The sequence below is a fragment of the Serratia sp. 22278 genome (assembly GCF_052045405.1).
GTDB classification, from domain to species: Bacteria; Pseudomonadota; Gammaproteobacteria; order Enterobacterales; family Enterobacteriaceae; genus Serratia; species Serratia marcescens.
The window spans coordinates 116,562-131,412 of record NZ_JBQEOW010000003.1 but is presented as its reverse complement, the minus strand read 5'-3'; the positions used below and the strand labels follow the sequence as shown (position 1 = coordinate 131,412).

The following is a 14,851-nucleotide window of genomic DNA, read 5'->3' as shown; positions in this document are numbered from 1 at the left end:
CCCCCTTATGGTCATTTCCTTTTCACCACGGCATTGAACAGATAGGTGGCGAACAAATAGCAGGATTTCTGGTAAGACAGCCCCAAATGCTGACGGTAAATCCGCCATTGCCAGTCCGCAGCGCGGATTTTGTTGCCCGACAGCGAATGGGTAGACAACCGGTAACAGGCCAGCGGTTCGGGAATGCAGTAGGCCAGGCCGTTACGCGCCTTCTGCAGCACCGCCAGCCACATCAAGTAGTCCTCATGCCCCACTTTTTGCTGATATACCTTACCGATGCGCTTCTGGTTATAGATGCCGGTGAGATTGCCGATCCAGTTGCTTTTCAACATGTCCTGATAGCCGATAAGCTCATCCGCACCACGGGTGTTTTTGATCAATTTCAGGTCGTCTTCGAAGGTGTAATAATGGGAACACACCACGTCATAGCGGCGGGTTTGCAAAATGCTCGCCTGGCGCGACAGCTTGTTGGGGAGCCATACGTCATCACTGTCGCAGAAGGCGATATAGTCCCCGCTCGCCGCCTCAATGCCGATGTTGCGCGTTTCCGCCACGCCCTGGTTATGCTCATTGCGTATATAGGTGAGGCGATCGTGGATAAACGGCCGCACCACCTCGGCGGTGTTGTCGGTGGACGCATCATCGATCACATACAGGTGATAGTCGGTAAATTGCTGATTCAGCACGCCAAGGATCGATTCTTTGATAGAGTTTGCCGCGTTGTAGGCGGGCATTATCACGGATATCTTTTCCATTCTGTCCTCACTCAATGAGCTGTTGCCACTGGGGATAAATACGTTCGGGAGAAAAACGGCGAGACTTATCTAGCGCGGCGACAGAAAAGCGATCGCGCAGGTCCGGGTCGCGCATCAGTTCGAGCACGCCTTCGCTGAAGGCGGCGGCATCGTCATCGGGCACCAGATAGCCGTTGACGCCGTTGTCTATCAGCTCGGCCGGGCCGGTCTTGCAATCGTAGGCCACCAACGGCAGGCCGAAACTCATGGCTTCGATCAGCACCATCGGCAACCCCTCATAGCGCGACGTCATCAAATACAGACTGGCCTGGCGATAATAGGCCGCCACGTCGGCGGTGGCCGGCAGCAGGCTCACCTGCCGCTCCAGCCCGGCGCCTTTAATCTGCCGCCGCAGTGCGTCACGCTCAGGGCCGTCGCCAATAATCAACAGCCGCCAATCCGGCATTTGCGCCGCCACCCCGCGCCACAGCGCGATCAGACGATCGAAGCCTTTCTGATTGCTCAACCGCCCCACCGCCAGCGCCACCTTTTCCTGCAGCGCCGGCGTCGGCGCCTGTGCGCCGAACGGCGAAACGTTCTCGATCACCCGGCATTTCCCGGCGCCCACCCAGCGAGCGATGGCGTCGCGATCTTGCCGCGTCAGGAAAATCACGCGATCGCCCAACCGGTAAACCAACAACTTCAGCCATTTAAATACGCGCGGATACTGGTGAAAGCTGACGTGCTCGCTCAATAACAGCCGGCTGCGGGCACAGAACAAACGTAGAAAAGGCGTCATCACCACCGACAGTTTTCCCATGGAAACGGTAATGATCGCGTCCGCGCGTTCACGCCGCAGTGCGAACGCCAGCCGCCATGGCCAGAACAGCGAATCGCCGCCGCCACAGCGTAGCCGGACGTCGCTCGCCAGCGGAAAGAAGCTCCGCTCGCCACACAGCGAAAACACCGCCACCTCGTAATTCGGCAGACGCGCCAGCGCATTGGCCAAACCGCTGGCGACCCGTTCAGTGCCGCCCTTGCCCGCCATATTTTCGATGACGATGATTACCTTGCGTGCTTGCATATCATCTCCTGAATCCCTGGCGCACATTGCGCAACAGTCGGCCGCCAACCGAGAACAACCCCAGCCGCGTCAGACAATCGCCATACCATTTAATCATCTTGAACTTGCCGCTCAGGCTGTGCCGCACGATGCGCGACGAGTAATAATTGAACGCCTGGGCGTTTTCCGAATACAGCGAGGCCAGCAGGTGCTTGCAGGCGAATCCGCTGATATGGCGATCGCTGGGGCTGAGGAAGGTATTGATAAAGCGGTCGCTGGCCTCCAGATTAAGCTTCGCCGTCATGCGTCCGTAACGCCCCACGTCGAGAAACACCCCGCCACCGGCGTCATACGCCACTTGCGCGCCCAAATTGGTGGCGTTGACCAGAAAGCCCCAATCCTGATGCTTGTTGAGAAACTCGGGAAATAAAAAGCGGCGATCGCTTTTTTTACGCATGCTGATGGTGGATGACCGAATATCGCCCATTTCCAGAAAAAGAAAATCCTCGCCGGAAGAACCGGATTTGTAGTGAAAGTTGAAGTCGCGTACCGAATCGCCGCTCACCTCTGCATAATTACCGAAGATAATATCAATATGGCGATCTTCATGCTTCTTCATGCGGCGAATAATATAGTTGGTAGTAAAGTAATCATCCGAATCGAGAAAAAACACGATCTCCGATTGCGCTAAATTGGCGCCCAGGTTGCGCGATACCGCCGCATTGCTCTTCTGTTTTTTCTCATGTAGCATCACGTTGCTATTAGTCGCCGCCATCTGGCGAATATATTTGATATCATCCTCGTCAGAGCAATCATCAACCAAAATCACCTGATAGTCGAACCCTTGGCAAGCGCTGAAAATCCGCTTCAGAGTTTTAGGCAGGTAACGCGCACTATTATAAATAGGGATCACGATCGAGAAATCCATTTCTTAACCCTCCAACTTAGAATTTATCATTTCTTTTCCACGGCAAAGCAGCAATAACGACACGTTAAATACCGGGACCAAAAAATAGGTTTCCGTAAAAGTTGTCAGCAGAAAAACAACCACCACCCAGCGCATGAATCGACTCAGCCTGCGCATATTACCCAACAGGTGAAAATAACAAAAAAGCATGACAACAGAGGCGATCCCACCAGCCGAATAAAACATGGCGATGAAGAAGAAATCGACCGGCTTATAGGGTTCGATATTCATGCCGAACAGCGGATTGGGTAGCCCCACCGCCTGAAACATCTGCCAGGAGAACCAGATGCGCCCGGTCAACGCTTGGTTCAACAGCGCATCCAATGCCGGATTGCTCCCCCAGCGTATAACGCTGGCGAACTGGAAGCCTACGATGGCCAACGTCAGCGCAATGCAGACTTTTCTATTGGGGGTAAAACGCAACAGCGGCGCCAGCCAAAACAGCAACAACATCAACAGTGCCAACATAAAACAGGTGCGGGAATAGGAATACATCAGCACCGGGATAATTAACGCCGACACCGCCAGTGAGGCGATATTTTTCATTCCACGCGTTAATTTCGCATGGTCGATCAGGCACAGCAGCATAGCGAACAAGGCAAAAGAATAATACGCCAAGGTATTCGGGTTATCGAAACCCAGCGTTAATCTGTTGCCATAGCGCTCATCAAGGTAAACAAATCCATTGGTGTAAAAGGTATAAGGGATAACCATCAACAGCCCGGCAACCACAAAAGCGATAGCGAACATTTCAGCGCCGCGCACCATCTCGATGCGGCGGAATAAAATTATCACCGCAGAGCTGAATACCGCGCCAAAAAGGTAATCGCCATGTCCGGTGGCGATATTAACCAGAAACAGCAGAACCAAAAAACCCGCAACCGCTTTTTCCGCCATCGTAGCGATGAAAAATGCATAGCCGACATAGAGCAACATCAGGGCATTGAGCCCCATCACAGTTTTATTAATCAGCTCGCTGTTGAACGATCCCGAGGTCAGGAAAGTTTTCACGAAAAAGATCAACAGGAAGGTCAATATGATTGATTGATTGACCAAATCCCGCGACTGATTATAACCAACATTGGCATGCATGTGAAAATTGGAGGCGACTCTCTGCATAAGCGTTTACTCAGTAAAATAACTGCCCCATTCCTGCTCGATGTTTTCCGGCTTAAGCTTGCTTAATCCCGCACCAGGCGTAAACGTCAATTCACCGAAATAGACCTTCTCACCGACCTGGTAGAAATCCACGCGGACATAAGAGAACTGCTGCGCAACCTGGCGAGCCAAACGCGTCATTTCTTCCAGCCGCGTAGGTCGCGGCATCGGTTCGTCGGCATTCGGCAAGTTGATGCGGATTTCGGTGCGGTTCCAGTCGAGATCAAAAATATCGCGCCGATGGGTGCCGAAACGCTGGTAATCCACCTGGATAAACATGCGAATTTCATGGTTGTCGTTGAAACAATGAAATTTGATATCGTTCGGCACCTGCTCACCATCCAGCAACATGCGTTCCACCATGATGCAGGGTTCGATGTCCAGATAATGCTTTTCGCGACTCTGCTCGTAAAAGTTGCTGCGCATCCACGAACTGCTGAGATCGTACAATTCCGCGTAGCTAACCTGTTGCTTGTCGAACACCAACCGGTTATAGCCGCTGCCATGGTTGGCCTTCAGCACGAAGGCGTCTGGCAACTGCCTGAACGTGTCGTAGCTGAGTTCAGTGCCATGCGCATACAGCTCCACCAGATACTCTTCGCCCCACAGGCCGGCAATAAATTCGCGGACCTTGTATTTGTCCGACAAGGTGGTGTAGATGCTGCGCGGATAAATTTTGCGGCGCATGATCTTTTCGCTGAAGCCGGTCGGTTTTGACAGGTGCGGCAATTTTTTGAAATAGAGCGCGTATTTAACCTGATGGTGCCAGGCATCGGGCAGGCGCTTGGAAATGCTTTTAACCAGGGTGTTTAACATGCTCTCTCCTTAATTTGCTGACAAGACGCGGCAGGCAGTAAAAACAGGTCAGCTGCAGTCGGGTAATTTTCCCGCCACGGAATAAACTGTTCAGAACGAAGAACGAAATGAATTCCGCCAGTAGCGTAGACACCGCAGCGCCGGTCAGGCCGTAACGCGGGATCAGCAGCAGATTCATCGCCACGTTCAGCAGAGCCACCAACGGCATCTTGATGGCGATAAAGCGATAACCGGCGAACAGCACGATGCTGCGATACGAAACCGTCCCCATCACTGAGAACAGCGAGGTCAGCGTACAAATAGCCAGGATGTCGGCGGCCGGTTGAAAAGCGGCGCCATACAGCAGCGCAATAGCCGGGTGGGCGAACCACCACAGACCCAGCAGCACCGGCAACGACAGGCCCAATACCACCAGATAAAGCACCCGGATGCGGTACTCCTGCTCCAACGGGTCGCGACAGTTGGCAATACCCGGCATCAACGAGGTGATCAGCGCCATCGGCACAAAAACCCACCCCTGGCTGAGGGTGGTCGCGGCGCTGAACCAGCCCACCGCCTGCTCGCCGACCAGATTGCCCAGCATGATTTGATCGATGCGGGTATAAATCACTATCGCCAGACTGGAGATGGCCAACGGCAGGCCCACTCTCAGCAAATAACGGCCATAGCGCCCGGCCTGGCGCGGCGTAACCCGCGGCGAGGCCGCAGCTTCCCCACAAAATAGCCAGAGGCGCACCAGATAAGGTACGGCGCTGCTGAGGATGTAGGGTACCGCGAACCACACCAGCGGCAGCGCGGCGCTCACCAGCGCCAGCCGCAGTCCGATCGACAACAGCAGCGCCAGGTTGTTGATCAGCGTATTGCGTTTCGACTGCAGGCGGGCATCGTAATAAATTTTGTACACGTCCTGAATCGAGAAATAGGCGCTGATAAGCAGCAACAGCGTCATCAGTTGACCGGCTGGCGGCTGGCTGAAATAGCTCCATATCAGCATCGGCAGCGCCACCACCAGGAACAGCCGGCGGCGCAAACGCATCGAAGCCAACATCAGGCGAATGCCGCTCGGCGGGCGGCGGGCGACGCGGTTGAAAATGATGCTGTCGGCGCCCAGCTGCACCAGCGGCACCACGATGGCGATCGTCGCCAACAGATAGTTGAGAGCGCCAAACTGGGCGGGCCCCAGATAGCGCGCAACGTAAATGGAGACGAAGATGCCGGACAGGCTAAGCGAAACGCGTTCCAGCATCAGCCACAGGGCATTGGTGATAATGGCCTTCACCCGCTTATTCCTCTGCCTGCCGCTGATCTTCCCGATGGCTTGGATAGGCGAAGTTGTAATAGCTCATGTCGGTCGCCGCCCTTTTCACGATGCCGTTGAGGATTACGCCTCTGATCGCCACGCCATTCTGTTCGAAACGGCGCATGCTGGTTTCGATCTGCTTGACGGTGTTCACCTCAAAACGCACCACCAACAGTGACGTACCGGCGTGATTGCCGACGATGGCCGCGTCCGTCACCGCCAGAATCGGCGGCGTATCGATCAGCACCAGATCGTAGTTTTGCCCGGCCCAGCGCAGGAAATCGGCGAAACGGCGATGCATCAGCAGCTCGGACGGGTTCGGCGGCACCTGACCACGTGGCACGAAGTCCAGATTGGCGATGGCGGTTTTCCGCACCGCCTGTTCCGTCATCACTTTGCCCACCAGCATGTCGGACAGCCCTTGATGAGCGTCGTCCGATAACCAACGATGCAAAAATCCTTTACGCATATCCGCGTCGATCAACAGCACCCGCTGCCCGGCCTGCGCCACCACCACCGCCAGGTTGGTGCTGGTAAAACTCTTGCCGCTTTCCGGACTGGCACCGGAGACCATCAAAATGTTGTTTTTGGCCTCCAGCATGGCGAAATGCAGGCTGGTGCGCAGGCTGCGAATGGCCTCCACCGACAGATCCGCCGGCTCGACCACCGCCAGGATCGGCAGGCGACGACCGCCGGATTTGGGCAACAGCAGGCGTTGTTCGCGATTGCGTTTCGCCTGCCATGGCGACAGCGGCACGGTGGCGTAGACGTTGATGCCTCGCTTCTCCAGCGTATCGATATCATTGATGCCGCGATGGAAGGCCGTGCGCAGCAGCACCACGGCCGCGGTGCCCGCAGCGCCCAGTATCAACGCCAACAACACGATTAGCATCTTTTGCGGCTGAATCGGTCGGATAGCGGTTTCCGCCTCGTCGACGATGCGAATATTGCCCACCGTGCCGGCCTTGCTGATGCTCAGCTCCTGCTGTTTGTTCATCAGTTGCATGTAAACCTGCTGATCCACCTGCACGTCGCGGGTGAGACGCAGGATCTCCTGCTGCATTTTCGGCAGCGTCTGTACCTGTTTGCCGAGCCGCGCCTTTTCCGCCTCCAGCGTGGCGCGCTTTTCCATCAGCGCCCGGTAAGCCGGGTGCACGCGGGTATAAAGCTTGGAAATCTCCGCCTCCTTGAAGGTCAGCTCGTTGAGCTGGGCTTCGAGCTGCACCTGAGTGTCCAGCACCGACTTGGCTTCCAGCGACAGATCCACCGAATCGTTTTGCTGGCGGAACTGGTTGAGCTGGTTTTCGGCGTTGTTCAACGAGGTTTGCGTTTGCGGCAGCTGCTCCTGCAGGAAGGCCAGCATTCTCTGCGCCTCTTCCGTTTTGCGATCCACGTTCTGCTGCAGATAGTTATCGGTGATGTTCTTCAGCACCGCCTCGGCACGCTGCGGATCTTCACTCGGCAGCGTAAACGTCATGATGCCGCTGTCCTTGCCGCTCGGCACTACGCCCAGGTATTTACGCAGATCGTCCACCGCTTCTTGACGCGCGACTTTAACCACGGTGAAACTGGTGCCCGGCGCCGCATCCAGCGCCGAAACGGTCATGCTCCACTCGCCCTGCGCCACCGGTTGCCCAACCACGCCGCTGAACAATTTGGCGCCGTCATGGCTCAGCTCGTAATGTTGCCCATCGCGCACCGTCAGCGTCAGCGCTTCGCCCTGCATGTCCGCCGGCGTTGTCAGCGTACCGATGTCCAATACCGGCGTCTTTTCACCGCTCAGTCGGGCGAAACCTTTACCGAACACCGGGAAATAGTCCGGTTCGACGCGCACCGTCAGGCCGAGGGCATCCACCGTTTTGCCGAGCACGTAGCGCGACTTGACCAGCGTCACCTCATCCTGCGTCGTCGAATTTTGCCCCAGCGAACTGTCCAGCGTTTCACGCAGCAGCGAATCGCCGGACAGCTGATTCTCCACCTGCACCACCGCCGTGGCCTGATACACCGGGGTAGCCAACAGGGCGTAGGCGACGCCCAGCGCACCGGCCACGCCGGTCACGACGGCGATCCGCCAGCGGTTATCCCACAGCGGCCCTACCAGACGCTCCCACTCCAGCTTTTCATCTTGTTCGGCCACCATCACGGACAGCGCATTGTTTTTCATCTTCTGTTCCTTATTCACCCTGCGGAGTTACCAGTTGCGCACGCGCAAGGTAGCCTCGCTGAGATCGTTAAAACTGCTGATGGTCGGCACCAGCTGGCTGATCAAACGGTTCCAGCGCGCGATAGGCGCCGCGGTGACGTACACGACGTCGTAAGGGTGCAGCTGAAATTCAGCGCCCATCGCCAGCGCGCTGGCGTCGGAGAGATCGAACTGATACAGCGTCGCCAGCCGCTGCGGGGGGTTGCCGCCGCTCGGCCGGATCACAAACACCCCGGTCGCATCCGCCACCGTCTGGCTGATCCCTTCGGAAGATCCGAGGGCTTCGGTCAGGGTCATGCCGCTGCGATCCATCTTCAGCGTCGCTTGCTTGCCCACCTCGCCCATCACGAACACTTTCAAGTTGTCATTGCGCGGAATGTAGAGGATGTCGCCCGGCTGCAGCAGCGCGTTCTGGCTGATGTCGCCACGCTGCATCAGCGCCTGCAGCGAGATGGCCCGCTCTTTGCCCTGATGCGTCAGCACCACGTTGCGCCAGTCGGCATTGTCCGTCAGGCCGCCGGCGGCGTTGATCGCATCCAGAATGGTCAGCGGTACGTTGGTGATCGCCTGCTGACCGGAGGTTTTCACCTCACCGGTCACATAAGCCTTCTGCGAGCGGAACGCGGCGATGCTGACATCCACCTGCGGGCTTTCCACATACTGCGCCAGACGGCCGGCGATCAGGCTGCGCACTTCGGTGACGGTTTTACCCACCACCGCCACGCGCCCGATATAGGGGTAAAAGATCGTGCCATCCGCATGCACCCAGTTACCGGTGTCGCTGGCGCTGCGATATTGCCCGGCCGGCGTGGTCAACTCGGGGTGATCCCAGACGGTGACGTTCAACACGTCGCCGACGCCGATACGGTATTGGTAGCTCTGCAACCGCTGGTCCAGCGCCGGATTCGGCTGGGCGACCGGTTCAACGCGCCGCATTTTCTGCAGCAGCATCGGTGACATGCGGTAGACCTGTACCTGGCTGTTCAAATCGAAATCGTCGTCTTGTTGCACGACGATGGCTTTTCCGCTGGTCGGTAAATGTGAGCCGGGAACCACCGTACAACCGCTCAATAACGCGGAGGTGAAGGCCAACGGCATCAAAAGAGGCAAATGAAAATTCATGGAAGTACCGTGATAAACGGGCTGCTGCCGCAGCCCGTGAGAGGATTAACGCCCGACGGTTGGATTATCGCTGAGCATCGTCGCCTGACGCGGTTCGCGCAACATGGCGAAATAACCGCAAAAACAGAACAGAAACGCCACCAGCATCAGGCTTTCCTGCAGTTGCAACACTTCACTGCAAATGCCGATGCAGGCCAGCGTCACCGCCAGCATGGTGCTCATCGCCAGTGCCTGGCGCGCATTGAGTCCGCGACGCATCAGAATATGGTGCAAATGATCGCGGCCCGCTTTGAAGGGGCTTTGGCGGCGCAACAGGCGGCGCACCATCACGGTCACCATGTCCATCAGCGGAATGGCGATCAGCCACAGCGCGGTGACCGGGCGCATTACCGCCTGCTGCCCCTGCGTCGCCAGTAACACCAGCCACAGCACGCTGAAGCCGATCACCATGCTGCCGGCGTCCCCCATAAAGATTTTGTTACGCGCGCCGAACAGGCTCAGGTTGAACAGCAGATAAGCCGCCAGCGCGACGATCACGCCCAGGCACCACAGCGCCAGATCTCCCCGGCCACCCAGTCCGAACACGATGGCCAGCGCAACGAAGGTCACGCAGGACAAGGCGCCCAGTTGCCCGTCGATGCCATCCACCATGTTGTAGGCGTTGATCGCCCCCCATACCGCCAGCGGCGTGAGCAGCAACGCGCCATAACCGAGCATCACTTCCTGATGGCCCCAGGCATGGCCCAATGAGGAAAGCTGCATCCCTGCCGCCAGCATCATCGCCAGCGCGATCCCTCCCTGCACCATGACGCGCGGCGCCACGGGCAGATCAAAGCGGTCATCCAGCACGCCCAACACCACCAGCGCCGTAATGCACAGCAGATAGACGGTGCTGTCGGGCAGCCAGGCGGGTTGCCACAGCGCCATCAGCATCAGCGTCAGGTACACGGCGATGCCGCCGACCAACGGAATATGTCCCAGATGTTGCTTGCGCGCATTGGGCTTATCCACTAATCCCACCGTCAAGGCGACCCGGCGGGCAATAAGGATCCACGCGACCGCCAGCACAAATATCACGCTCAGTTGATATAACATCGTTCCTCCAGCGAATAAGCACGCTACCGCCCTTGAGTTACAGCTCCCAATGCGCTATTAACAAAAACAAAATTGATCCTGCCAGGATATAAGTCAGCATGAATTAATCCTGAAAAATACAGATTTATCCGCTTGTCGGCGGAAATAAGTAAATAACGTCAGCGTGCGGTTAAGTTATCTATCAGAAAACTCATGTTTAATGGTTCTTTCGATTGCCGAATCAAGTTCAACAGGCGCCACGAAATTATTTTGCACATTACTTTTAAACTGCGTTCTGGCGCAGAATTTCTGTACTCTGACGCGGCTTATTGGGAATTTCTTTCGACTTATTTTACTCACAACATCCAATGCGGTTGCGCCGCATATGCCTACGGCATAAGGAATGCGAATTGTCTTATTTTTTCTCCCCAATGAAGAGGAAATGACGTCGACCAATTGATTCATCGTAAAATCCGGTTTATCGACGTAGTTGCTGACCTGATAACTTGACTGTTGATCCAGCGCATGTTCCAGCCGCGCGGCAATATTTTCAACGTAGGCCATCGACTTCATATTATTGCCGCTGCCAATCATCACGAAACGTCCGCTGGCGATCTGACGGAACAGGTTATACACGTTGCCGCGGTTGCCTTCGCCGAATACCACCGTTGGACGAATGATAGTCAACCGATTTTCCACATCGGCCTTGCGCCAGGCTTCATAAACGTATTCCGCCTCGAGCTTGGACTTGCCGTAATGGTTGAAAGGCTCGAAACTTCCTTCTTCGCCGGTTTCCTGTTTAACGAAGCCGTAAACAGCGACGGAGGAGGTGAAAATGATTTGGCGGATATTCAGAGCGGAGGCGGTCATGCAGACATGCCGCGCGCCTTCGACATTGACCTGATAATAGAGCGAAATGGGATCGACGTTGTCCTGATGTTCCGCCGCCAGATTAATGATGGCGTCGCAGCCCGTCAGCGGTTCTTGCAAAGTCTGAGGTTGCGTCACATCGCCATACTGATAGAGCGCGGGAAAATGTGCGCTGGGTTGCTTATCCACGATGACCAACGTCAGATCATCGCGCGCACTGAGACGTTTCGCCAGGCGTGTTCCGATAAAACCGGAACCCCCGATAATAGCTACTTTACGCTTATCCATAATTTGTCACTCAGCAGGTTCTCATTATTCCTGTCGCCCCATTGGGACAGGACGCTAATACGCGTTAGGTAATGAGTTCCAGACTGGACAAATCGAACCTGGCTTTCAAATAACAAATAATGAAATAAAAGATTTCATCAAATGTAAAATTATCGCTAAAGATAAAACCTCATTCAGCGCTAATTTTTAACATCGTAAGCAACTTGATATTGCAAGGTTTTATTCGGCAATATGAGATTAATCCGACCTTTGCCGGGCGTCGAAGAGGTCTCATATTTTACCGGCAATTTAAGCTGCCCTTGCTTAGGATCGACACATTCGATGGTGGCTTGATCCATGTTCTCTCCCTGGTAAAGGCAGAGCAGAGTTTGCGGGCTGTTGGTATGGGGGTTATTCAGCGTCAGCGTCAACACCACGCGCGTGTTGTTCTGAATATCATTGATCACCGGGGGGCGGGTTTGGTTGCCGAGCACATATGAAAAATGTGAAATAACCAGCAAAGAGGCGAATACCGTCAGGTATTTCACTACACGGCTGGCGGGTATGCTGAAAAAGCGACGCACCGCCGCCGACTTTTTTTCACGCACCGGTTCTTTGGATGACTCCACCGTTGCAACAGGCGCAGCAACCAGCGTCGATTTATGCGGCTTATCTATTTTTTCATCGTTTGTTTCAGACGACTCACTTTCACTTTCAGAAAGTTCCGCTTGAATATCAACACCAATATCTTCACCGCCATTTAATATATCATCATCAGCGTAGTCTTCATCCTCGGATATAAAGTGAAAAGCCGCTTGATTTTCCACCTTGTAACCCAAACGAGGAATGGTTCTGATAAGCGTGTGTTCCGTGTCGCTAATCTTTTGGCGAATAGATTTAATTGTTTGATTTATCGTTGAATCTGAGCAATAGGTTCCTTTCCAGATATTTTCTATAATTTCCGTTCGGGTAACCAGTTCTGGTGATCTGGCGACAAGCAGCGAAAGAATTTGATACTCCTTCCAACGCAGACGAAATTTCTCCCCGGCAGGAGTCAGAACATCGAGATTCCTAATCTTTATTCTTTTATCAAGATTCACTTTTAATTTCCTTAGCGTGCCTGTCCTGCACACTTTGTATAGAAATATCAAAAAATGTTCAAGAAATTAAATGTAAACTCAACAGGTTGCATTCATCGGATATTGGCCTTTATAAAAATTTTCTGATTTCATTTTTTACATTAGGCCATATTAAGGATGTTCCGTTTATCCAAATGACTCTTTTTCCCTGCTGGCAACATGGATTTCTTTCATGGTCACCGTAAAATTCAAATGAACACCTCATTGATTTAAAAAGGAAAAACTAACCATGTTGTTCGATTGTTAATCGAATGAAATTGTGAAATTTCATTCCTATCCGTGAATTCATTGTGTTTTCCCACCTAATCTGATTGTCAGATAGACTACAAAAAGCCGAAAAAAACAGAATGAGAGTTATCTGATTTAACCCCGTCACACATTCCACTCGGCGTGTGCAGCATCTAAGACAAAACCCTATTACTGATTTTATAACAATCGCACTAATTATGCCTTCCCCTCCCGGAAATTTCATTTAATCTGCGAAAAGACATTAACGCCTTAATGTAAGAATACTCTCAATAAAACGAAAAAAACGTGCAAATAATATAATCCGTTTTGGCGAAAATATTCCCACATTGAGAGATAGTGCTATAAAAAAAGAAAAAAACGGCAAGCGAAGATGAGAATTTTACCTAAAGGCAGAAAATTTCACTGAGGAGGCGAGGAGAGATGACTCGGAATGAGAGAAATATCCCTCCCCTGTCGGGAGGGATTGAGAAAGCGGTTTGATACTCAGGCCTTTTTCTTGCGGCCATACACCGCCCAGGTGATGACCACACACAAGATATAGAACACCAAGAATACTTTCATTGCCCCCGCCGGCGAACCGGTCAGCGCCAGCGAGGTGCCGAATGCCTGGGGAATAAAGAAACCGCCTGCGGCGCCGATCGCCGAGATAAAGCCCAATGCGGCGGCGGAGTCCGTCACCGCTTCACGCTGTGCGCTCTCGTCACTGCCGCCGGCCGCTTTCACGCGATCGACAGTGATTTTACGGAAAATGACGGCGATCATTTGGAAAGTCGATCCGCTGCCCAGCCCCGCCGTGAGGAACAACACCATAAAGATGCCGTAGAAGGCGATAAACGAACCGCCCTCGCCCGCTGCCGGCAAGGTCAGGAACAACAGCGCGGCGAACACGGCCATCACCACAAAGTTGATCAACGTCACCCGCACGCCGCCGAAACGGTCAGACAGCGCGCCGCCGACCGGCCGTGCCAGCGCACCGAGGAACGGCCCGAAGAAAGCGTAATGCAGGATCACGACCTCCGGAAATTGCGTCTTCGACAGCATGGCGAAACCGGCGGAGAAACCGATGAAAGAACCGAAGGTCGCGAGGTACAGCAAACTCAGCATCCACAAATGCCCACGTTTGAGCACTGGCAGTTGCTGGCGCAGCGATGCCTTGGCCGCCGCCAGATCGTTCATGCCGAACCAGGCCGCCAAGGTGGCGACCAGCAGGAACGGTACCCAGATCCAGGCGGCATTTTCCAGCCACAGCTGTCCCCCTTCTGCCTGATCTTGCGCCGTGCCGCCAAACAGACCAAACAGGCTGAAAGAGATCGCCAACGGCGCGACCAGTTGCATGACGCTGACGCCCAGATTCCCCAACCCGCCGTTGAGACCCAACGCGCCACCCTGACGCGCTTTCGGGAAGAAGAAGCTGATATTGGCCATGCTGGAGGCAAAGTTGGCGCCCGCAAAACCGCATAGCAGGGAAATGATGACGAATACACTGTACGGCGTGCTGCTGTCCTGCACCGCGAATCCCAGCCACAGGCACGGCACCAGCAGGAAGCAGGTGCTGATAGCGGTCCAGCGGCGGCCGCCAAACAGCGGGATCACGAAGGAATACGGCACGCGTAAAATAGCGCCCGAGACCGACGGCAGCGCTGTCAACAGGAACAATTGGTCAGTGGAAAAGTTGAAGCCAACCTTGTTCAGGTTGACCGCCACGGCGCTGAACAGCATCCAGACGCAGAAGGCCAGCAGCAGACAGGGAATGGAAATCCACAGGTTGCGGGTGGCGATGCGATGGCCACGCTGCAGCCAAAAGGCGCTGTCTTCAGGATGCCAATCCTGAATCAGCGCACCGGTTTTCTTTGATGAAGGCGTTGCAAGTTGCGACATAAAAACCTCAG

12 protein-coding genes are annotated in these 14,851 nt (G+C 54.6%); all 12 read right to left on the bottom strand.

Annotation, left to right across the window (positions count from 1 at the left end; genetic code table 11):
* Positions 1–11: 11 nt before the first annotated feature.
* Entirely contained in the window at positions 12–755 is a 744-nt protein-coding gene (locus ACTJJ6_RS07955; protein WP_015378195.1) for a glycosyltransferase family 2 protein, read from the bottom strand.
* A gap of 7 nt (positions 756–762) precedes the next feature.
* A complete protein-coding gene (locus tag ACTJJ6_RS07950) occupies positions 763–1,818 on the bottom strand; it encodes a glycosyltransferase family 4 protein (protein ID WP_079449830.1) in 1,056 nt (351 codons plus the stop codon).
* A 1-nt stretch (position 1,819) separates the two neighbouring features.
* Positions 1,820–2,725 carry a glycosyltransferase family 2 protein gene (locus tag ACTJJ6_RS07945; RefSeq protein WP_016927357.1) on the bottom strand — a complete coding sequence of 302 codons (906 nt, stop codon included), beginning with the start codon at positions 2,723–2,725 and terminating at the stop codon, positions 1,820–1,822.
* Between the two features lie 3 nt (positions 2,726–2,728).
* Positions 2,729–3,883: a hypothetical protein gene (locus ACTJJ6_RS07940; protein ID WP_028127495.1), complete on the bottom strand. Its 1,155-nt coding sequence runs from the start codon at positions 3,881–3,883 to the stop codon at positions 2,729–2,731.
* Between the two features lie 6 nt (positions 3,884–3,889).
* A complete protein-coding gene (locus ACTJJ6_RS07935; RefSeq protein WP_028127496.1) occupies positions 3,890–4,738 on the bottom strand; it encodes an ATP-grasp fold amidoligase family protein in 849 nt (282 codons plus the stop codon).
* Complete coding sequence (locus ACTJJ6_RS07930; RefSeq protein ID WP_440803229.1) at positions 4,719–6,017, bottom strand: flippase; 1,299 nt, start codon at positions 6,015–6,017, stop codon at positions 4,719–4,721. The genes ACTJJ6_RS07935 and ACTJJ6_RS07930 overlap by 20 nt, the downstream gene beginning before the upstream one ends.
* Before the next feature lie 4 nt (positions 6,018–6,021).
* Positions 6,022–8,202, bottom strand: coding sequence for a polysaccharide biosynthesis tyrosine autokinase (locus ACTJJ6_RS07925; RefSeq protein ID WP_049299148.1), 2,181 nt, complete (start codon positions 8,200–8,202; stop codon positions 6,022–6,024).
* Positions 8,203–8,229: 27 nt separating this feature from the next.
* Positions 8,230–9,363: a polysaccharide export protein gene (locus tag ACTJJ6_RS07920; RefSeq protein ID WP_049299147.1), complete on the bottom strand. Its 1,134-nt coding sequence runs from the start codon at positions 9,361–9,363 to the stop codon at positions 8,230–8,232.
* Between the two features lie 45 nt (positions 9,364–9,408).
* A complete protein-coding gene (gene wecA / locus ACTJJ6_RS07915; protein WP_049299146.1) occupies positions 9,409–10,458 on the bottom strand; it encodes a UDP-N-acetylglucosamine--undecaprenyl-phosphate N-acetylglucosaminephosphotransferase in 1,050 nt (349 codons plus the stop codon).
* A gap of 174 nt (positions 10,459–10,632) precedes the next feature.
* Entirely contained in the window at positions 10,633–11,595 is a 963-nt protein-coding gene (locus tag ACTJJ6_RS07910; RefSeq protein WP_016927350.1) for an NAD-dependent epimerase/dehydratase family protein, read from the bottom strand.
* 179 nt (positions 11,596–11,774) lie between these two features.
* On the bottom strand, positions 11,775–12,674 hold the full coding sequence (locus ACTJJ6_RS07905) for a winged helix-turn-helix domain-containing protein (protein WP_028127498.1): 900 nt from the start codon (positions 12,672–12,674) through the stop codon (positions 11,775–11,777).
* Between the two features lie 771 nt (positions 12,675–13,445).
* Complete coding sequence (locus tag ACTJJ6_RS07900; RefSeq protein ID WP_016927348.1) at positions 13,446–14,840, bottom strand: NarK family nitrate/nitrite MFS transporter; 1,395 nt, start codon at positions 14,838–14,840, stop codon at positions 13,446–13,448.
* Positions 14,841–14,851: the final 11 nt, after the last annotated feature.